The sequence below is a fragment of the Lacinutrix gracilariae genome (assembly GCF_042684485.1).
Classification (GTDB): Bacteria; Bacteroidota; Bacteroidia; order Flavobacteriales; family Flavobacteriaceae; genus Oceanihabitans; species Oceanihabitans gracilariae.
In genome coordinates, this window is record NZ_JBHULM010000011.1 from 997,593 (window position 1) to 1,017,158 (window position 19,566).

Below are 19,566 nucleotides of genomic sequence, written 5' to 3' on the forward strand. Positions count from 1 at the left end.
TTTTTAAAGGAATTTGTGTTAATCATTCAACTTTAAAACAGCCATAAATGCTTGTTGAGGTATTTCTACATTACCTACTTGACGCATACGTTTTTTACCTTTTTTCTGTTTTTCAAGAAGCTTACGTTTACGTGAAATATCACCACCATAACATTTTGCAGTTACATCTTTACGCAGTGCTTTTACGGTTTCTCTAGCAATAATTTTTGCTCCTATTGCTGCTTGAATAGGAATGTCAAATTGTTGTCTAGGAATAAGTTCTTTTAATTTTTCGCACATTTTCTTACCAATATTGTGTGCGTTATCTGTATGTATTAATGCAGAAAGTGCATCTACTGGTTGTGCGTTTAATAATACATCTAAACGTACTAGTTTAGATACTTTCATTCCTATAGGATGATAATCAAAAGAAGCATATCCTTTTGAAACGGTTTTTAATCTATCATAAAAATCAAAAACAATTTCTGCTAAAGGCATTTCAAACGTTAATTCTACACGTTCTGGTGTTAAATAGGTTTGATTAATAATCATACCACGTTTTTCAATACATAAGGACATTACATTACCAACAAAGTCAGATTTAGTAATGATTGTAGCTTTAATATATGGTTCTTCAACACGATTTACTGTTGAAGGGTCTGGTAAATCAGACGGGTTATTTACAATAAAAGGAGTGTCTGGATTTTTGTTTGTATATGCGTTATAAGATACGTTAGGAACTGTTGTAATAACAGTCATATTAAACTCACGTTCTAGACGTTCTTGAATAATCTCCATGTGAAGCATTCCTAAAAAACCACAACGGAAACCAAAACCTAAAGCGGCAGAACTTTCTGGTGAAAAAACTAATGAAGCATCATTTAGTTGCAGTTTTTCCATAGAACTTCTAAGCTCTTCATAGTCTTCTGTATCTACAGGGTAAATTCCTGCAAATACCATTGGTTTTACATCTTCAAAACCTTCAATAATATTGGTAGTTGGCTTAGCAAAATCTGTAATAGTATCTCCTACTTTTACTTCTTTAGCTGTTTTAATACCTGTAATTAAATACCCAACATCTCCAGTTTTTACACTTTGTTTTGCAATTTGAGTTAGTTTTAAGGTACCAACTTCATCTGCAAAATACTCTTTATCTGTAGCAACAAATTTTATTTTTTGTCCTTTTTTTATTTCGCCATTAAAAACTCTAAAATAGGTTTCAATTCCTCTAAAAGTATTGTAAACCGAGTCAAAAATTAATGCTTGTAAAGGCGCATCAGGATCTCCTTTAGGAGCAGGAACACGCTCTATAATTGCTTTTAAAATGTTTTCTACACCAAAACCTGTTTTACCACTTGCATGAATAACATCTTCAGGATCACAACCTAAAAGATCTACAATATCATCAGTAACTTCTTCAGGATTTGCACTTGGTAAATCTACTTTGTTAAGTACAGGAATAATTTCTAAATCATTTTCAAGCGCTAAATACAAGTTAGAAATGGTTTGTGCTTGAATACTTTGTGCTGCATCTACAATTAGTAAAGCTCCTTCACAAGCAGCAATAGATCTAGATACTTCATAAGAGAAGTCTACGTGACCAGGAGTATCAATTAAGTTTAAAACATATTGTTCTCCTTCATATGTATAATCCATTTGTATGGCATGCGATTTAATGGTAATACCACGTTCGCGTTCTAAATCCATACTATCTAAAAGTTGCGCTTGTTGTTCACGAGCGGTTACAGATCCTGTAAAGTCTAACAACCGATCTGCTAGTGTACTTTTACCATGATCTATATGTGCAATAATGCAAAAATTTCTAATGTGCTTCATAGTCCTATTATCTTCTCTATAGAGATTTAGCAAATATAGTGCAAATATTGTGCTTTTACATACTTTTATTTTGTGAGAAAAAACCACTAAAATTTACGGAAATTCCGTAAATAAAAGTGGGAAACTATTGGTATATTGCGTTTTAAATCGCAAATTATTTTGAAATTAAAAAATAGCCTTAAATTATTTTTCTTTTTGGTTCCTTTAGGAATGTTTAGCCAAGAGTTTACTGTTAGTGGAAAAGTGTATGATGTAGAGAATACACCCATTTCTTATGCTAATATTGTATTATTAAATAAGCAAGACTCTACCATTGTTTCAGGTACTAGTAGCAATGATTTTGGCGCATTTTCTTTACATAATATTTCAAGAAATGAATACATTTTAAAAGCTTCTTTTATTGGCTTTAATGAGTTTACAAAAGAAATTGTAGTAGATAAAAACACAAATCTTGCTACTATTATTTTAAACGAATCTACCCAAAGTTTAGAAGAAGTAGCTATAGTTGTAAAAAAGCCATCTGTAAAAAAAGAAGCAGATCGTTTAATTTTTAATGTAGAAAATACAGCGTTAAGCGAAGGAAATATGATGGAAGTATTACGTAGTACTCCAGGTGTTTTGGTTGTAGATTCTAATATTTCGATAAAAAATACAACACCAACAGTTTATATCAATGATAAAAAAGTACATCTTTCAGGAGATGAATTGGCACAATTACTTGAAGGTTCTCCTGCTAATAGCATAAAATCTATTGAAGTAATTACAAATCCGCCAGCAAAATATGATGCTTCTAGTGGTGCTGTGTTAAATATTGTAATGGCTAAAAACCTAATTACAGGATATCGAGGATCTGTTGCTGGAAATTTTACACAAGGGGTTTTTCCTAAAACGAATCTAGCAACTACACACTTTTATAAAGACGAAAAAATTAATTTTTTTGGTAATTATAGTTTTACACAAAGTAAAATAAATAGAGAGAATACAGATGTAATTAATTATATAGAAAATAATGCTGTATCTCAACAATGGAACTCAGATACAGATAGAAATACCTGGTCTAAAACGCATAATATTAACTTTAATTTAGATTATTTTTTTGATGATAAGAACACCTTAAGTCTGTCTTCTAACTTATTATTTCTACCCTATTATAAATATAGAATTAATAGTATGTCTGTAATAGAAGACTACACTAATGCTTCTAGTTATAACCTTAAGACTAATAATTTATCTAGAGATAATAAACACAATTTAGGCTTTGATTTAGATTATGTTCATGTTTTTAACAATGCATCAAAATTAACTTTTAATTCGCATTATACGATTTATGATTACCATAGAGAGCAAAAAGTTTTAAGTAGCTATTTTTATGAAGATAGCACAAATGATAACAACGCTTTTAGTACCAATGCAAATCAAGATACTAGTATTTATACTTCGCAATTAGATTATAATACAGCAATAGACGAAACTTCTTCGTTTTACGCAGGAATAAAAACCTCTTTTATAAAAACCGAAAGTGATATAGCACATTTTGATGTTATCGCAGATGTAGAAACCTTAAACCAAGAAAATACAGATGCTTTTAATTATGACGAAGATATTTTTGCTGCATATTTTAGTTATGAAAAAACGTGGGAAAAATGGAGTTTATTCACAGGTTTTAGAATAGAGCAAACCAATATTGAAGGGGTTTCTCCTATTACAAATGAAGAAAATAAACAAGATTATTTTAAAGGCTTTCCTACGTTTAACTTAAGCCATCAACTAACAAGTAATATAAATATATACACCAATTATAAACGCAGTGTAGAGCGACCAAGTTACCAAGATTTAAATCCGTTTAAATACTATTTAAATGACAATACTATTGTTACAGGAAATCCAAACTTACAGCCAGCATTTATAGACCATGTAGTATTAGGAACTACCATAAAAGATATATACACTTTTGAAGCTTATTACAAGCATACAGATGCTAGTTTTATAGAATTACCTATTCAAAATAATGAAGAAAATCAATTAATATTTACACCATTAAACCTTAATAATACTATAGAATATGGTTTTGATTTTTCAACCTATTTTAATGTTACTAAAAACTGGTTTGTGTATTTTGTAACCTCTTTTTATAATATTCAAGACGAAGCAATATTTAATGATACGCTTTTAAAAACAGATAGATGGTCTAATTACTCTGTACTAAGTAACGATTTTTCATTTTTAAAAGATAAAAGCTTATCTGCAAATTTCACTCTTGTTTATATAGGTAAAAACCAACAAGGTTTCCAGGAAGTAGACTCTAGATTATCTTCAGATTTGGCTATTAAAAAAACGGTTTTAAAAAATAAAGGAGTTATATCTTTATCTTTTTCAGATATATTTAATGAACAAGACTTTAGTGTAACCAATAGGTATTTAAACCAAAATAGTACTAGCTATACCAATCAAGACAATAGATATGTAAAAGTAGGTTTTAGTTATAAGTTTGGTAATACAACCTTACAAACTAATGAGCGTACTAAATCACGAAAAGAAAGAGACCGTTTAGAAAAATAAAAAACTCCTGCTTTAGCAGGAGTTTTTAGTATAAATAATATGGTTATAGCAAGAATGAATTAATCTTGCCATTCTGCAATAAACAAGTTGGTATCATGTCCTCCTCCATTATTTCTATTAGAAGAGAAAATTAAATATTTACCATCATTTGAAAACACAGGAAAAGCATCAAAAGTAGTGCTATGTGTCACGCGTTCTAGGTTTTTTCCATCGATATCAATTAGGTATAAATTAAAGGGAAAACCACGTTCTGATTCAAAATTAGAAGAGAATAAAATTTTCTTTCCGCTTGGGTGAAAAAACGGACTCCAATTAGCGTTTCCTAAGTCGGTTAATTGCTTTAAATCGCTTCCGTCAGCATTACATATATACAACTCCATTTCTGTTGGTTGTACTAATCCTTCGGCTAATAAATCTTTATATTCTTTAATCTCTTCCTCTGTTTTTGGTCTAGAAGAACGGAAGATAATTTTTGTTCCGTCAGGAGAAAAGAAAGCTCCTCCATCATAACCCAATTCAAAAGTAATTTGCTTTACATCACTACCATCTAAATTCATGGTATATAAATCAATATCGCCATTTCTTGTAGAAGTAAATACAATTTTATCTCCTTTTGGTGAAACCGTTGGTTCTGCATCATAACCTTTTTCATTGGTTAATTGTGCGGTTATGTTTCCTTCTAAATCTGCCACAAAAATATCATAGGTATCATAAATAGGCCAAATGTATTTTCCGTTTTTACGCAAAGGGGTTTCTGGACATTCATCAGCACCTAAATGTGTAGAAGCATAAATAATATGTTTATTATCTGGTAAAAAATAAGCACAAGTGGTTCTTCCTTTTCCTGTGCTAATCATTGGTGGTATATGGTCTTTAAAGGTTTCGTCTGCATTCATTAAAAACATTTGATCACAGTTTACGTTCCAATCTTTGTTGTTAGACTGAAATACCAATTGCTTGTCGTCAAAACTCCAATATGCTTCTGCATTATCACCACCAAAGGTAATTTGGCGAATGTTTTTAAAATGGGTTTCTTCTGGATAAATTAAAGAATCTACCCATTTTGTAGCTCCTGTGGTAGCATCTTCTCCTTTAGAAGTGTTTTGTTTACAAGAAACAATGAGTAAAAAAAGTACAATATAAACAGCGTTGTTTTTAATCATGATTTTTTATATTAATGGCATTTAATACCTAATTTTGTGTAAAATTAATATTTATCATTATGAAACATAGTATTCTTATCCTTTTTTTAGTTCTATTAAATTCTTGTAAAAAAGAAGTTGTTATTCCAGAAGTAAGTATAAAAGAAGATGTCACTTTTTTAGCTGATGATGCTTTAGAAGGAAGACAAACAGGAACAGTAGGTGAGCAAAAAGCAGCAGAATATATAGCAAAACGTTTTCAAGATTTAGGATTACAAGCAAAAGGTACAGATGGGTTTTTTCAAACTTTTTCTTTTAAACCAAAAACAAATCCACACCAAAAAGTAAATTATACAGTAAAAGATGGTGATAGTACTATTACAGGAACCAATGTGGTTGCATATATAGATAATAAAGCAGAAAATACTGTAATTATTGGTGCGCATTATGACCATTTAGGCTATGGTGCAGAAGGCTCTTTATATAGAGGTGAAAAAGCAATACATAATGGTGCAGATGACAATGCAAGTGGTGTAGCAGTTTTACTAAACCTAGCAAAACGATTAATGAAAGGTAATATTAACAACAATTATTTATTCATTACTTTTTCTGGAGAAGAAATGGGGTTATTAGGTTCTAATTACTTTGTTAAAAACCCAACCATAGATACTAAAAAAGCAAACTATATGATTAATATGGATATGGTTGGTAGACTAAAAAAAGATAGTACTCTTGCTGTTTATGGTGTAGGTACATCACCTATTTTTAAGCAAACTTTAAGAGCAAATAATAACCGATTTAAGTTAGTGCAAAAAGAATCTGGTGTTGGGCCAAGTGATCATACATCGTTTTACAATGCAGATATTCCTGTGTTACATTTTTTTACAGGACAACATGAAGATTACCACAAACCATCAGACGATACAGCGCTTTTACATTTTGATGGCATGCAAGTAATTTCAAATTATATTTATGAAATTATTAGCGATTTAGATAACAACGGAAAACTTCCTTTTAGAAAAACAAAAAACGAAAGCGAAGATGTGCCAAGATTTAAAGTTGGTTTAGGCGTAATACCAGATTATTTATATGACGGAAAAGGTATGCGAATTGATGGTATTAGCGAAGATAAACCAGCGCAAAAAGCAGGATTACAAAAAGGAGATGTAGTTATTAAACTTGGAGATATTGATGTTGTAGATATGCAAACCTATATGCTTGCATTGTCTAAATTTGAAAAAGGAAACACCACCAAAGTTGTAGTAACAAGAGAAGGCAAAACAGTAGAAGCAGAAATTAACTTTTAAACTACTACTAAAGTAGCACAAATAGTAAAGTGCTTATAAAACAAAAACAGCAGCAAGAATAATTAAATTTTTGCTGCTGTTTCTATTTATAGAATAAAGAAAGAGGAATTAAACGCCTAAAATTTCAGCATCTACTCTAAATTTTGTGTCTATAATAATATCGTATGTTTCGCTAATTGTTTCATCTGTTATTGTTTGTATACGAAGATTGAAACGGTCTTTTTTAATGTATTCTTTAAGCTCTTGATCATTAACCTCTAAATTAAGCGTATTAGAATTGGTGTTTTCTAAATCGTAAATATTAGCAATTTCAACTTCTTCAATATCGTCAGCATCTATATAAACGTGTACTTCTTTTAAAAAGTTAAAATTACCAGATTCTGGAGAATCAATAGTAAGCTTAATTGTTTTTAACTTAATACTTTCAATTAAATCTTTACGTGTATCATTGTTTTCAAAAGAAGACTCAGACTCTGTAGTAACATCAGGAGTAAATAGGTTAAAAGGAGAATTAATTAAAGTAGATGGTGGTATAGAATAATTGGTTTGATAATCTAAATCAAATTTTGTTAAATCATCAACTACATTACAACTAAAAAGTAGTGCAAATGCAAAGCAAAGCACAAGTAGGTTCTTTTTCATAAGATCTGTTTTTTTTAGGCAAAGATACATATTTATAGAGAACCCCTTTTTTCGTTTATTTTTAGAAACCAATTATAAAAGACTTATTTTTGTACAAAAATTATATTACTTGGTAAAAATAGGCAACATAGAACTACCTGACTTTCCGTTATTATTAGCACCAATGGAAGATGTTAGTGATCCTCCTTTTAGAGCATTATGCAAAGAACAAGGAGCAGATGTAGTGTACACAGAATTTATTTCTAGCGAAGGCTTAATTAGAGATGCTGCAAAAAGCGTTATGAAGCTAGATATCTACGAAAAGGAACGTCCTGTTGGTATTCAAATATTTGGAGCAAACATGGAAAGCATGTTGCAAACTATTGATATAGTAGAAAAATCAAATCCAGATATTATTGATATTAATTTTGGTTGTCCTGTAAAAAAAGTAGTGAGTAAAGGTGCTGGAGCAGGAATTTTAAAAGATGTCTGCTTAATGGAAAGCCTAACTGCAGAAATGGTAAAACGTACCAATTTACCAGTAACTGTAAAAACACGTTTAGGTTGGGATCACGACTCGATAAAAATTGTAGAGGTTGCAGAACGTTTACAAGATGTTGGTTGTGCTGCTATTTCTATTCATGGAAGAACCAGAGCGCAAATGTATAAAGGCGAAGCCGATTGGAAACCTATTGCAGCAGTAAAAAACAACCCTAGAATGCATATTCCTGTTTTTGGTAATGGTGATGTAGATTCTCCAGAAAAAGCCATGCTTATGCGAGATGAATACGGTTTAGATGGTTGTATGATTGGTAGAGCATCTATAGGAAACCCTTGGTTTTTTAAACAAGTAAAACACTTTTTTGAAACAGGAGAACACTTGGCTCCAATAAGTTTAGAAGAACGCGTAGAAGCAGCCAGAAGACATTTACAAATGGCTATTGACTGGAAAGGAGAAACTCTTGGTGTTTTTGAAACCAGAAGACATTATACCAACTATTTTAAAGGAATTCCGCATTTTAAAGAATACCGAATGAAAATGGTTACAAGCGATGCTTCTGTTGATGTATTTGCTGCCTTTGATGAGGTTTTAGAGAAATTTTCTGGATACCAGTTTACAGAATAGTTTATCTTATTATGTAGTACAAATACTTATCCTCTCTTTATGTAAAGAGAGGATTTTTTTATTTTAATTATATAGTGAAGTCTTTCTTTTTTAAGGCAACTTGCCTAAAAATTAATTAGAAACTAAATTTTTAGTAATTCTTGTAGAAGCAATTTTAGATGCTAATATACCTAAAACCGTTATGGTTACAAACACAATAACTACGTTGCTCGCTTTTAAAGAAACTGGGTAAGCTAGTGATGGTGTTATCATAACTAATGAAAACGCTTGTTGCAGTAGTATTAAGGCTAAGCCTATTAATAAACCTATAACTCCGCCTAAAACAGTCATTAAAATTCCTTGATAAAAGAAAATTCTACGAATGTCTTTTTGTGTAGCTCCTAAATTAAATAGTGTATTTAGGTTTTTCTTTTTGTCAAGAATCATCATAATTATAGAGCCAATAACATTAAAAAGCGCAATGATTAAAACCAAGGTAAAGATGAGGTATACTGCTAGATACTCTGTATTTAGCATTTTGTAAAGCGCATCATTAAGCTGCGCTCTGTTTTTTAAAACCACTTTGTTACCTAGTATGTTTTTAATGTTTTTACGTACTTCTTCTTCGTTAAAACCTTCTTTTAGTTTAAACTCTATGGCAGAAATTTGATTGTCTTGATAACCTAAAAGATCTTTTGCAAAGGCAAATGGTGCGTACACATATTTGTCGTTTAACTCTTCGTTTATATCAAAAACACCAACATTTACAGCTTGAAACGTATTGTATATTTGGTTGGTAGCAGTTATTTGTCCTTTTCCTGGTTTTGGTACATACAAACTTACGCGTTTGCCATAATCTAAAACACCAAAAGAAAGATTGCTAGAAATTCCCCAACCTACTACAATTTGGTTGGTGTTTTGCGTAAGCCAACTACCTAAAGGGATTACAGAGTCTATGATGTTTACTTTTTTGTAATTTTCATCTACTCCTTTTATATATGCGTTTGGATAGTTTTTATCATCAAAAGCTAGAAAAACCCGATCTTCAATAATCTTAGAATACGAAACAATATCGTCAAGATTATCAAGTTTTTGTAGTTCTTCATTAGAAACTAAAAAAGACTTGCCTTGAGCGGTTTCTGCTTTTAAATCTGGATCTACAATAGAAGTAAATTGCAGCGTAAAATCTTTCAAGCCTGCAAAACCAGAAAGTACTACAAATAAAGATGCTGCGCCAAGAATGATTCCTATTGCAGCAATTATAGTAATAAAATTTATAGCATTGTTGCTACTTTTAGAATGCAGATAACGTTTAGCTATGTATAGTGCAAAATTCACTATGATTTTTTACGATTTCCTAATAAGTCAGGATCATTAATTGGGTCTTCTTCTCCTTTTAAAGACTGCTCAATCTTGTCAATATACTCTAAAGAATCGTCTATAAAAAACTCTAAGTTAGGCATACGTCTTAACTGGTGTCTTGTACGTTGTGCTAATTCATGTCTTATTAACGGTGTGTTAGATTTAATACCATCTAGCAATTCTTGCCCTTTATCATTAGGAAAAATACTTAAATACACTTTAGCCACAGATAAATCTACAGTTACTTTTACTTTACTAACAGATATTAGTATTCCTCGCATGCCACCTTGAGATGCTGCTTTTTGTAGTACGTCTACGATATCACGTTGTAATACAGAACCTATTTTTTTTTGTCTTTGACTTTCTTCCACTTTAAATCTATTTTAAGCCTATATTAATATTAGGTCTTATTTTAAATAAAAGATAAAAAATATCTTTTACAATGCAAAAATAGTCGATATTTAAAGATTATCTTACTTTTATAAGTAAAATTCGTATACTTATATATAGTTTCATAGGTTGAATAAGACATTTTTTATTTAATTAAGTAGAAAATAATTTTAAATGAATAAAATAGAACACATAGGTATTGCAGTAAAAGATCTAGAAAAGGCGAATAAATTGTATGCGCAACTTTTTGGAGAACCGCATTATAAAGTAGAAGAAGTAGCTAGCGAAGGAGTAAATACATCTTTCTTTAAAGTAGGCGAAAATAAAATAGAATTATTAGAAGCAACAAACAATAATAGTGCTATTGCAAAGTTTATTGAGAAGAAAGGAGAGGGTATTCATCACATAGCTTTTGATGTTTCTGACATTGAAAAAGAAATTTTACGATTAAAAAGTGAAGGTTTTAAAATAATTAACGAAAAACCTAAACAAGGGGCAGACAATAAGTTAGTCGCTTTTTTACACCCAAAAAGCACCAATGGAGTGTTAATAGAACTGTGCCAAGAAATTATTTAAAAAAAATATCTTGTAGAGTTTTAAAAATAATATTAAGTTTGCACTCTAAAATTTTGGTCCCATAGCTCAGTTGGTTAGAGCACCTGACTCATAATCAGGTGGTCCTTGGTTCGAGCCCAAGTGGGACCACTTTTTTTATTTAAAATAAAAGAAGATTCAAATTTTTTCAATTCATCGGTGTTTATTTGCTATTAAAAGGTTTGTTTTAACTAAAAAGATTTTTTTTTATTTTGTTAATTCCCTTTTTTTTATACATTTACAACAGAATGATACAAAACAAAAAAATAATTGCCTCAATCTTATTTTTATTAATAAGTTTTGTTAGTACACCTCAAACAGCAGTAAGTGAACTGCCACCGCCAGCTCCACCACCACCACCAGGTCTTCCGGTAGATGCAGGAGTATATTTTTTATTAGCTATTGGTTTGGTTTATGGTGTTGTAAAAACGCTTAGATCTAGAGCTTAAAGTTTATTTAAGTCTACTAACCTAGCTACATATTTTCCTATTACATCAAATTCTAAATTTACTTCGGTACCAATTTTAAAGTGCTTAAAATTTGTGTGTTCAAAAGTATACGGAATTATTGCTACGCTAAAACTATCTTTTTTAGAGTTTACAACCGTTAGGCTAACGCCATTAATGGTAATAGAACCTTTTTCAATAGTAACATTATTTAATGCACTATCATATTTAAAGGTAAAAAGCCAACTTCCAGAAGTGTTTTCAATATGTGTACAAACAGCTGTTTGGTCAACATGACCTTGTACAATATGTCCATCTAACCTTTCTCCTAGTTGCATTGCTCTTTCTAAATTTACAATATCACCAACACTAATTGTATTTAAATTTGTTTTTTCTAGGGTTTCTTTAATAGCTGTAACTTTGTATTCTTTATGGTTAATTGCAACAACCGTTAAACACACGCCATTATGCGCCACGCTTTGATCTATTTGTAATTCTTGAGTAAAATTACTTTCTATGGTAAGGTGCAAATTATCAAGCTCTTGATCTAATTGTTTAACAATTCCTAATTCCTCAATGATTCCAGTAAACATTATTGTCGATTATTTAGTTAAATTTGTAGCAGTAAAATTACAAACAAAAGTTAGCATTATTAATGAAGAAAGAAGAAAATATAGTTGTAGGTGTATCTATAGGCGATTTAAATGGCATAGGAGCAGAGATAGTACTGAAAACTTTTGAAGACCCAAGAATATTAGAATTTTGTACTCCAGTGATATTTGCATCTGTAAAAACAATGAATTTTGTAAAAAATCATTTGAAGATGCAGGTTAATTTAAACGGAATAAATAATCTAAATCAAATCCTTCCGCAAAAAATTAATGTTTTTAATGTTTGGAATGAGCATGTTAAAATAGAATTTGGTAAAGAAGATTTTAAAATAGGCGAGTATGCTATAAAATCTTTAGAAGCAGCAACAAATGCATTAAAAAATAATAGTATTGATGTATTGGTAACTGCTCCAATAAACAAACACAACATTCAGTCTGAAACCTTTAAGTTTCCAGGACACACAGATTATTTAGAGCAAGAATTACAAGGTAATAGTTTAATGTTAATGGTAGCTAATTCTCTACGCGTTGGTTTATTAACAGACCATGTGCCAGTAAAAGATGTAGCAAAGCATATCACGCCAAAACGCATTAAAGAAAAAATTGAAACTATTTACCATTCGCTTCAAAAAGACTTTAAAATTAGAAAACCCAAAATAGCTGTTTTAGGCATTAATCCGCATACAGGAGATAATGGTGTAATAGGTACCGAAGATGATAAGGTTTTAAGGCCAACTCTAGAGTCTATAAAAAAAACAGGTAAATTAGTATTTGGTCCTTATGCAGCAGATAGTTTTTTTGGTTCAGACAATTATTTAAACTTTGATGCTATTATAGCATCGTATCATGATCAAGGTTTAATTCCTTTTAAAACACTTTCTTTTGGTCAAGGTGTTAATTACACTGCAGGACTAGATAAAATAAGAACTTCACCAGATCATGGTACTGCTTTTGAAATAGCAGGAAAAAACCTTGCAGACAACAGTTCTTTTAAAGAAGCTGTATTTAAAGCTATAGAAATATATAAGAATCGATTAGAGTTTTTAGAGATTAGTAAAAACCCTTTAAAATTCAATCAAAAAAAGATATAAACAAAAAAATGTTTATAACTGTGCTTAGTAAATAAAAAATTGTATATTTGCAGGCTCAAAATAGATGTGAAAATGAAGCCTTTAAAAGCATTTACAATACCTTTTGTAGGTTTAAAAGTAGGAGAACACCATTTTGAGTATGATATTAAACAATCGTTCTTTGAACATTTTGAGTATGAAGAATTTAATAATTCAAACCTAAAAGTAGATCTTATTTTAAATAAAAAGTCTACTTTATTAGAGTTGAATTTTAAAACTTCAGGAACTGTAAATGTAAATTGTGACTTAACAAATGAACCTTACGATCAAGAAATTGAAAACAATTTTGACTTGGTAGTAAAGTTTGGTGAAGAGTACAATGATGAAAACATTGATATATTAATCATTCCGCATGGTGAATATGAAATAAATATACAACAGTATATTTATGAACTCATTGTTTTAGCTGTTCCTAATAAATTAATCCATCCAGGAGTTGAAGATGGTACTTTAGATTCAGAAATACTTAATAAACTAGAAGAATTAAGCCCGAAAACGGCCGAATATAAAGAAAACCAAGAGGAAATTGATCCTCGTTGGAATACATTAAAGAAACTATTAACGGATAAATAACATAAAAAATGGCACATCCTAAAAGAAAAATCTCAAAAACAAGAAGAGATAAAAGAAGAACGCATTATAAAGCAACTGCGCCACAAATTGCTACTTGCCCAACAACAGGTGAAGCTCACCTTTACCATAGAGCACACTGGCATGAAGGGAAATTATACTATAGAGGTCAAGTGTTAATTGATAACTCAGTAGAAGAAAACGTAGCATAGTTATTATGCGCGCATACAATAAAACGCTCCTATGTGAGCGTTTTTTTTGTTATAAATTTTTCTTTACGTTAAAAACCACTTAATTTGCATCAAAACAAATTGAAAAACTTCAAGTTTTTAAAATTTGAGTTTATTTGTGCAATTTTTTTAACGATTTTAGGTCAAATTAACATCTAAATTATGAGCAAAATCTCAGCAGCAATAACAGCTGTAGGTAAGTATGTTCCTGAGTATGTATTAACAAACCAGATACTGGAAACTTTAGTAGATACTAATGACGAATGGATAACCTCTAGAACAGGAATCAAGGAACGTAGAATATTAAAAGAAAAAGGAAAAGGAACTTCTTTTCTAGCAGCAGAAGCAGCAAAAGATTTGATTAAAAAATCAAATCTCGATCCCAAAGAAATAGAATTAGTAATTGTTGCAACTGCAACAAGAGATATGCAAGCATCTGCAACAGCTGTGTTTGTAGCTTCTCAAATAGGAGCAACCAATGCCTTTGCATATGATTTAGATGCAGCATGTTCTAGTTTTTTATATGGTGTTTCAACCGCTTCTAGCTTTATTGAATCTGGTAGATACAAAAAAGTATTAGTAATAGGAGCAGATATGAACTCTTCTATGATTAACTATAAAGACAGAGCAACTTGTATCATTTTTGGTGATGGAGCAGGAGCTGTACTTTTTGAACCTAATACCGAAGGCTTAGGTGTTCATGACGAATATTTAAGAAGTGATGGTACAGGAAGAGAATTTCTGCAAGTACCAGCAGGTGGTTCTATTGAACCAGCTACAATAGAAACAGTAAAAGAAAATAAACACTATGTTTATCAAGATGGTAAAACAGTGTTTAAATGGGCAGTTTCTAACATGGCAGACGCATGTGTGAAAATATTAGAAAGAAACAACCTTACTAATGATGACGTTAATTGGTTAGCAGCACACCAAGCTAATAAAAGAATTATTGATGCTACTGCTAACAGAATGAACTTAAACGCAGAAAAAGTAATGATGAATATTGAAAAATATGGAAACACTACTTCTGCAACCATACCTTTATTATTAAACGATTATGAATCTAAACTGAAAAAAGGAGACAAAGTAATACTTGCTGCTTTTGGAGGAGGATTTACTTGGGGCTCCATTTATTTAACGTGGGCTTATAATTCTTAAACTAACTAACAATCATAATTAAAATCTCAATATTATGGATTTAAAAGACATTCAAAACCTAATTAAATTTGTAGCTAAATCTGGCGCAAGCGAAGTGAAATTAGAAACCGATGATGTTAAAATCACCATAAAAACTGGTGGCGATGACAAAGAAACGCAAACCATAGTGCAACAAATACCAATGGGTGCTATGGCACAAGCACCAATTGCTGCTGCTCCTCCACAACCTGTAGTAGCTGCAACTCCTGTACAACCTGTAGCAGAAGAAGACAACTCAAAATATATCACTATAAAATCACCAATTATTGGTACTTTATATAGAAAACCTTCTCCAGACAAACCAGTTTTTGTTGAAGTAGGACAAACTATTAAAGAAGGAGATGTATTATGTATCATTGAAGCAATGAAACTTTTTAATGAAATTGAATCTGAAGTTTCAGGTAAAATTGTAAAAGTTTTAGTTGATGATGCTTCTCCAGTAGAATTTGATCAACCATTATTTTTAGTTGATCCATCATAATCTGAAGTTTAAAGTTTAAAATTTAAAGTTCCTAGTTTTTAACTAGAACAATAAACGTATAAACCCATAAACTTATAAACTCAAAAGAATTATGTTCAAAAAAATATTAATAGCCAATAGAGGGGAAATAGCACTACGTGTTATTAGGACCTGTAAAGAAATGGGCATTAAAACTGTAGCTGTATACTCTACAGCAGATGCAGAAAGCCTTCACGTAAAGTTTGCAGATGAAGCCGTATGTATCGGTCCAGCTGCAAGTAGTGAATCTTATTTAAAGATGTCTAGTGTAATTGCTGCAGCAGAAATTACGAATGCAGATGCCATACATCCAGGATACGGATTTTTATCAGAAAACGCGAAATTTTCTAAAATTTGCGAAGAACACCAAATAAAATTTATTGGTGCATCTGAAGAGATGATCGATAGAATGGGAGACAAGGCTAACGCCAAAGCAACCATGATCGCAGCAGGAGTACCAGTAGTACCAGGAAGCGAAGGTGTTATTGAAACCTTTGAAGATTGCCAAAAAGTAGCCAAAGAAACCGGTTATCCAGTAATGCTTAAAGCATCTGCTGGTGGTGGAGGTAAAGGTATGCGTGCCGTTTGGAAAGAAGAAGACCTTAAAGACGCTTGGGATTCTGCAAGACAAGAATCTAAAGCTGCATTTGGTAATGATGATATGTATATGGAAAAGCTTATTGAAGAGCCTCGCCATATCGAAATTCAAATTGTAGGTGACTCTACAGGTAAAGCATGTCACTTATCCGAAAGAGATTGCTCTGTACAACGTCGTCACCAAAAATTAACAGAAGAAGTACCTTCTCCTTTCATGACAAAAGCACTTCGTAAAAAAATGGGTGAAGCAGCTGTAAAAGCCGCAGAATACATTAAATACGAAGGAGCAGGAACCGTAGAATTTCTGGTAGATAAACACCGTAATTTCTACTTCATGGAAATGAATACACGTATACAAGTAGAGCACCCAATTACAGAACAAGTAATTGATTTCGACCTTATTCGTGAGCAAATACTTGTAGCAGCAGGAGTGCCAATTTCTGGTAAAAACTATACGCCAAACTTACACTCTATAGAATGTCGTATTAATGCAGAAGATCCGTTTAATAACTTCAGACCTTCACCAGGAAAAATAACAACATTACACGCTCCTGGAGGACATGGAGTACGTTTAGATACGCACGTGTATGCAGGTTATAGCATTCCGCCAAACTATGATTCTATGATTGCAAAGTTAATTACAACAGCGCAAACCAGAGAAGAAGCCATTAATAAAATGAAACGCGCTTTAGACGAGTTCGTTATTGAAGGAATTAAAACAACCATTCCTTTTCACAGACAATTAATGGATCATCCAGACTATTTAGCAGGAAATTATACCACTAAATTCATGGAAGATTTTGAAATGAAAGAAGTAACAGAAGAATAAATATATCAAACTCCGATTTTTTTAAATCGGAGTTTTTTTTACCATAGTTTTATCTAGTCTTTGGGTGTTCCTTTTGCTCCCAAAAAGCAAAAGTCAGGCTATTCGCTATATCTTTTTTTTTAGGTATTCTTGTGTTGGCAGCAATCTATAACCCAAAAAGTAAATTTCTAATAGACCCTTTTCTATAGCAAGAAAAAAAAGGATGTCGCTGCTATCCTTAACACAGTGCATTACTTCCAATTAAATTCCTAACTTTACCCTATGAATTTAAGTTATTGGGAAATAAAATCATGGCTCACCAACCTAGACTTCACCATTATTGGTAGTGGTATTGTAGGACTTAATTGTGCTTTACAACTAAAAACAAAGTTTCCAAAAGCAAACATCCTAATTCTTGAAAAAGGAACCTTGCCACAAGGAGCAAGTACTAAAAATGCAGGATTTGCATGCTTTGGTAGTTTAAGCGAAATTTTAGACGATTTAAACACACATACAGAACAAGAAGTTGTACAGCTAGTAAAAAAAAGAGTAGAGGGCTTACAGCTATTAAGAAACACCTTAGGAGATAAAACCATCAACTACCAACAGCTAGGAGGTTATGAATTGTTTACCAAACAAAATGCAAGCTTATTTCAAGCATGTATGGCAAAAAAAGACCAAGTAAACCAACTACTAGAACCTATTTTTAAAGAAGCCGTTTTTAGTATACAACAGAATTCCTTCCGCTTTAAAAATATTCAAGAAAACTATATTTTTACTCCGTTTGAAGGACAAATAGATACAGGTAAAATGATGGATGCACTGCTTCAAAAAGTGCTTTCAAAAGGCATTAAAATTTTAAATAATGTTTCGGTAAAAGGATTTTCAGAAAACAATAATTCTGTAAAAATAGAAACCAATCTATTTCAATGTACTACTTCAAAATTATTCATCGCTACAAACGGCTTTGCTTCGCAATTACATATTCCAGAAGTAAAACCAGCAAGAGCACAGGTTTTAATTACAAAACCAATTAATAACTTACATATAAAAGGAACCTTTCATTTAGATAAAGGCTATTATTATTTTCGTAATATTGATAATAGAATTCTGTTTGGAGGAGGACGAAATCTCGATTTTAAAACCGAAGAAACTACAGACTTAAACCAAACTGCATTAATTCAAAACAAACTAGAAGCACTTTTAAAAACCACCATTTTGCCAGAAATACCAGTAGAAATAGAACATCGATGGAGTGGTATTATGGGAGTTGGTACACACAAAAAAGCAATTGTAAAACCATTAAGTACTAACGTGTTTTGTGGTGTACGCCTTGGCGGAATGGGAGTTGCTATTGGTAGTTTGGTAGGCAAAGAACTTGCAGATCAAATTATAATGTAGCCAATACGCTTATTACAACAGACAAATTTTAAACATGTTAAAAAGAATTTTCAGGTTTGTTTTAAAAACCATCTTTTGGTTAGTGGTATTTTCTGTAGCCTTGGTGTTTTTGTACAAAAAAGTTCCTGTTCCAGCTACACCATTAATGGTTATTCGTGGCATAGAACAATATCAAGAAGGTAAAGACTTGGTGTGTAAACACGATTGGGTTTCTATAGATAAAATTTCTAAAAACCTACAGTTAGCAGTACTTTGTAGCGAAGATCAAAACTTCTTAAACCACACAGGTTTTGATTTTAAAGCAATTGAAAAAGCCTATGAAAACAATAAAAAAGGAAAACGCATTAAAGGCGGAAGTACTATTAGCCAACAGACAGCAAAAAATGTTTTTTTATGGCCTAATCGTAGTTGGTTACGTAAAGGCTTAGAAACTTATTTTACGTTTTTAATAGAAAAAATTTGGACCAAAGAGCGCATACTAGAAGTGTATTTAAATAGTATTGAAATGGGAAATGGTATTTATGGTGCCGAAGCTGCATCACAATATTGGTTTAAAAAATCGGCTTCTAAACTGTCACCACAAGAAGCTGCAGCTATTGCTGCTATTTTGCCAAACCCAAGAAAATATAAAGCCAATCCTGCGACCAAGTATATAAGTTCAAGAAAAAACTGGATTGTAAAACAAATGGTTTATTTTGGAACCTTAGATTTTAAAAAGAATGAGTAGTATTTTAAAAGTTAAGCAAAAGCTATATGATGCTTGTTTTCAGTTTATAGAAAACAGGTTGATAACGGTTCAAAAAACGATAAACGAAATTCAAGAATCTTTAACTAGCGAAACCAAAAGTAGTGCAGGAGATAAGCATGAAACAGGTCGTGCTATGTTACAATTAGAACGTGAAAAGGCAGGAAACCAATTGGCTGAAATTATGAAAGTAAAAGAAGCTTTCTCTAAAATAGATGTTTCAAAAACCAATAAAACAGTAGGTTTAGGTAGTGTTGTGTATACTTCACAAAACAATTATTTTATTGCTATAAGTGCAGGTCAAATAACTATAGATAAAGACCATTTTTATGCTATTTCACCAAATACACCTATTGGTAAATTACTTGTTGGTAAAAACGCTAGTGATGTTTTTAGTTTTAGAGACATAAAAATACAGATTAAAGAAGTGTTGTAAA

At 31.5% G+C, this 19,566-nt stretch carries 20 protein-coding genes and 1 tRNA gene; 15 read left to right on the plus strand and 6 right to left on the minus strand.

The window, feature by feature from the left end; all coding sequences use genetic code 11:
• Positions 1-18: 18 nt before the first annotated feature.
• The gene (gene lepA, locus ACFSSB_RS11520) at positions 19-1,815 is read right to left on the minus strand and encodes a translation elongation factor 4 (protein ID WP_379904350.1); all 1,797 of its coding nucleotides are present in this window, start codon (positions 1,813-1,815) and stop codon (positions 19-21) included.
• A gap of 159 nt (positions 1,816-1,974) precedes the next feature.
• Between lepA and ACFSSB_RS11525 the strand changes: the two genes are divergently transcribed.
• Entirely contained in the window at positions 1,975-4,374 is a 2,400-nt protein-coding gene (locus tag ACFSSB_RS11525) for an outer membrane beta-barrel protein (RefSeq protein ID WP_379904352.1), read from the plus strand.
• A 59-nt stretch (positions 4,375-4,433) separates the two neighbouring features.
• Here the strand turns inward: ACFSSB_RS11525 and ACFSSB_RS11530 are convergent, their stop codons facing one another.
• Positions 4,434-5,537, minus strand: a complete 1,104-nt coding sequence (locus tag ACFSSB_RS11530) for a TolB family protein (protein ID WP_379904354.1) — start codon at positions 5,535-5,537, stop codon at positions 4,434-4,436.
• A 59-nt stretch (positions 5,538-5,596) separates the two neighbouring features.
• On the opposite strand from ACFSSB_RS11530, the gene ACFSSB_RS11535 reads away from it, so the two are divergent.
• A complete protein-coding gene (locus ACFSSB_RS11535; protein ID WP_379904356.1) occupies positions 5,597-6,823 on the plus strand; it encodes a M28 family peptidase in 1,227 nt (408 codons plus the stop codon).
• Positions 6,824-6,931: 108 nt separating this feature from the next.
• Here ACFSSB_RS11535 and ACFSSB_RS11540 read toward each other — a convergent pair whose 3' ends face one another.
• A complete protein-coding gene (locus ACFSSB_RS11540; RefSeq protein ID WP_379904358.1) occupies positions 6,932-7,465 on the minus strand; it encodes a hypothetical protein in 534 nt (177 codons plus the stop codon).
• 109 nt (positions 7,466-7,574) lie between these two features.
• Here ACFSSB_RS11540 and dusB point away from each other — a divergent pair, with 109 nt between their 5' ends.
• Positions 7,575-8,570 (plus strand): tRNA dihydrouridine synthase DusB, encoded by a 996-nt coding sequence (dusB, locus tag ACFSSB_RS11545; protein ID WP_379904360.1) that lies wholly within the window; start codon positions 7,575-7,577, stop codon positions 8,568-8,570.
• A gap of 111 nt (positions 8,571-8,681) precedes the next feature.
• On the opposite strand, the gene ACFSSB_RS11550 is transcribed toward dusB, so the two are convergent.
• Entirely contained in the window at positions 8,682-9,887 is a 1,206-nt protein-coding gene (locus tag ACFSSB_RS11550) for an ABC transporter permease (protein WP_379904362.1), read from the minus strand.
• Positions 9,887-10,282: a 30S ribosome-binding factor RbfA gene (gene rbfA, locus ACFSSB_RS11555; protein ID WP_379904364.1), complete on the minus strand. Its 396-nt coding sequence runs from the start codon at positions 10,280-10,282 to the stop codon at positions 9,887-9,889. The genes ACFSSB_RS11550 and rbfA overlap by 1 nt, the downstream gene beginning before the upstream one ends.
• A gap of 193 nt (positions 10,283-10,475) precedes the next feature.
• On the opposite strand from rbfA, the gene mce reads away from it, so the two are divergent.
• The 3 genes from mce (at position 10,476) to ACFSSB_RS11570 (ending at position 11,344) form a co-directional block, all read left to right on the plus strand.
• The gene (gene mce / locus ACFSSB_RS11560; RefSeq protein ID WP_379904366.1) at positions 10,476-10,877 is read left to right on the plus strand and encodes a methylmalonyl-CoA epimerase; all 402 of its coding nucleotides are present in this window, start codon (positions 10,476-10,478) and stop codon (positions 10,875-10,877) included.
• A gap of 55 nt (positions 10,878-10,932) precedes the next feature.
• Positions 10,933-11,006, plus strand: a tRNA-Ile gene (locus ACFSSB_RS11565).
• Positions 11,007-11,143: 137 nt separating this feature from the next.
• The gene (locus ACFSSB_RS11570) at positions 11,144-11,344 is read left to right on the plus strand and encodes a PID-CTERM protein-sorting domain-containing protein (protein ID WP_379904369.1); all 201 of its coding nucleotides are present in this window, start codon (positions 11,144-11,146) and stop codon (positions 11,342-11,344) included.
• Here the strand turns inward: ACFSSB_RS11570 and ACFSSB_RS11575 are convergent.
• The gene (locus tag ACFSSB_RS11575) at positions 11,341-11,934 is read right to left on the minus strand and encodes a riboflavin synthase (protein WP_379904371.1); all 594 of its coding nucleotides are present in this window, start codon (positions 11,932-11,934) and stop codon (positions 11,341-11,343) included. The two genes, ACFSSB_RS11570 and ACFSSB_RS11575, sit on opposite strands and share 4 nt — an antisense overlap.
• A gap of 62 nt (positions 11,935-11,996) precedes the next feature.
• On the opposite strand from ACFSSB_RS11575, the gene pdxA reads away from it, so the two are divergent.
• From pdxA to ACFSSB_RS11620, 9 genes are all read left to right on the plus strand, one after another.
• Complete coding sequence (gene pdxA, locus ACFSSB_RS11580; protein ID WP_379904373.1) at positions 11,997-13,043, plus strand: 4-hydroxythreonine-4-phosphate dehydrogenase PdxA; 1,047 nt, start codon at positions 11,997-11,999, stop codon at positions 13,041-13,043.
• A gap of 72 nt (positions 13,044-13,115) precedes the next feature.
• Positions 13,116-13,655 carry a YceD family protein gene (locus ACFSSB_RS11585; RefSeq protein WP_379904375.1) on the plus strand — a complete coding sequence of 180 codons (540 nt, stop codon included), beginning with the start codon at positions 13,116-13,118 and terminating at the stop codon, positions 13,653-13,655.
• 8 nt (positions 13,656-13,663) lie between these two features.
• A complete protein-coding gene (rpmF, locus tag ACFSSB_RS11590; RefSeq protein ID WP_215965602.1) occupies positions 13,664-13,864 on the plus strand; it encodes a 50S ribosomal protein L32 in 201 nt (66 codons plus the stop codon).
• A gap of 180 nt (positions 13,865-14,044) precedes the next feature.
• The gene (locus ACFSSB_RS11595) at positions 14,045-15,040 is read left to right on the plus strand and encodes a beta-ketoacyl-ACP synthase III (protein WP_379904378.1); all 996 of its coding nucleotides are present in this window, start codon (positions 14,045-14,047) and stop codon (positions 15,038-15,040) included.
• Positions 15,041-15,074: 34 nt separating this feature from the next.
• A complete protein-coding gene (gene accB, locus ACFSSB_RS11600) occupies positions 15,075-15,560 on the plus strand; it encodes an acetyl-CoA carboxylase biotin carboxyl carrier protein (RefSeq protein WP_379904380.1) in 486 nt (161 codons plus the stop codon).
• A gap of 91 nt (positions 15,561-15,651) precedes the next feature.
• A complete protein-coding gene (gene accC / locus ACFSSB_RS11605; protein ID WP_379904382.1) occupies positions 15,652-17,004 on the plus strand; it encodes an acetyl-CoA carboxylase biotin carboxylase subunit in 1,353 nt (450 codons plus the stop codon).
• A 261-nt stretch (positions 17,005-17,265) separates the two neighbouring features.
• A complete protein-coding gene (locus ACFSSB_RS11610) occupies positions 17,266-18,384 on the plus strand; it encodes an NAD(P)/FAD-dependent oxidoreductase (RefSeq protein WP_379904384.1) in 1,119 nt (372 codons plus the stop codon).
• Positions 18,385-18,418: 34 nt separating this feature from the next.
• The gene (mtgA, locus tag ACFSSB_RS11615; protein ID WP_379904386.1) at positions 18,419-19,111 is read left to right on the plus strand and encodes a monofunctional biosynthetic peptidoglycan transglycosylase; all 693 of its coding nucleotides are present in this window, start codon (positions 18,419-18,421) and stop codon (positions 19,109-19,111) included.
• Complete coding sequence (locus ACFSSB_RS11620; RefSeq protein ID WP_379904388.1) at positions 19,104-19,565, plus strand: 3-oxoacyl-ACP synthase; 462 nt, start codon at positions 19,104-19,106, stop codon at positions 19,563-19,565. The genes mtgA and ACFSSB_RS11620 overlap by 8 nt, the downstream gene beginning before the upstream one ends.
• Position 19,566 lies beyond the last annotated feature (1 nt).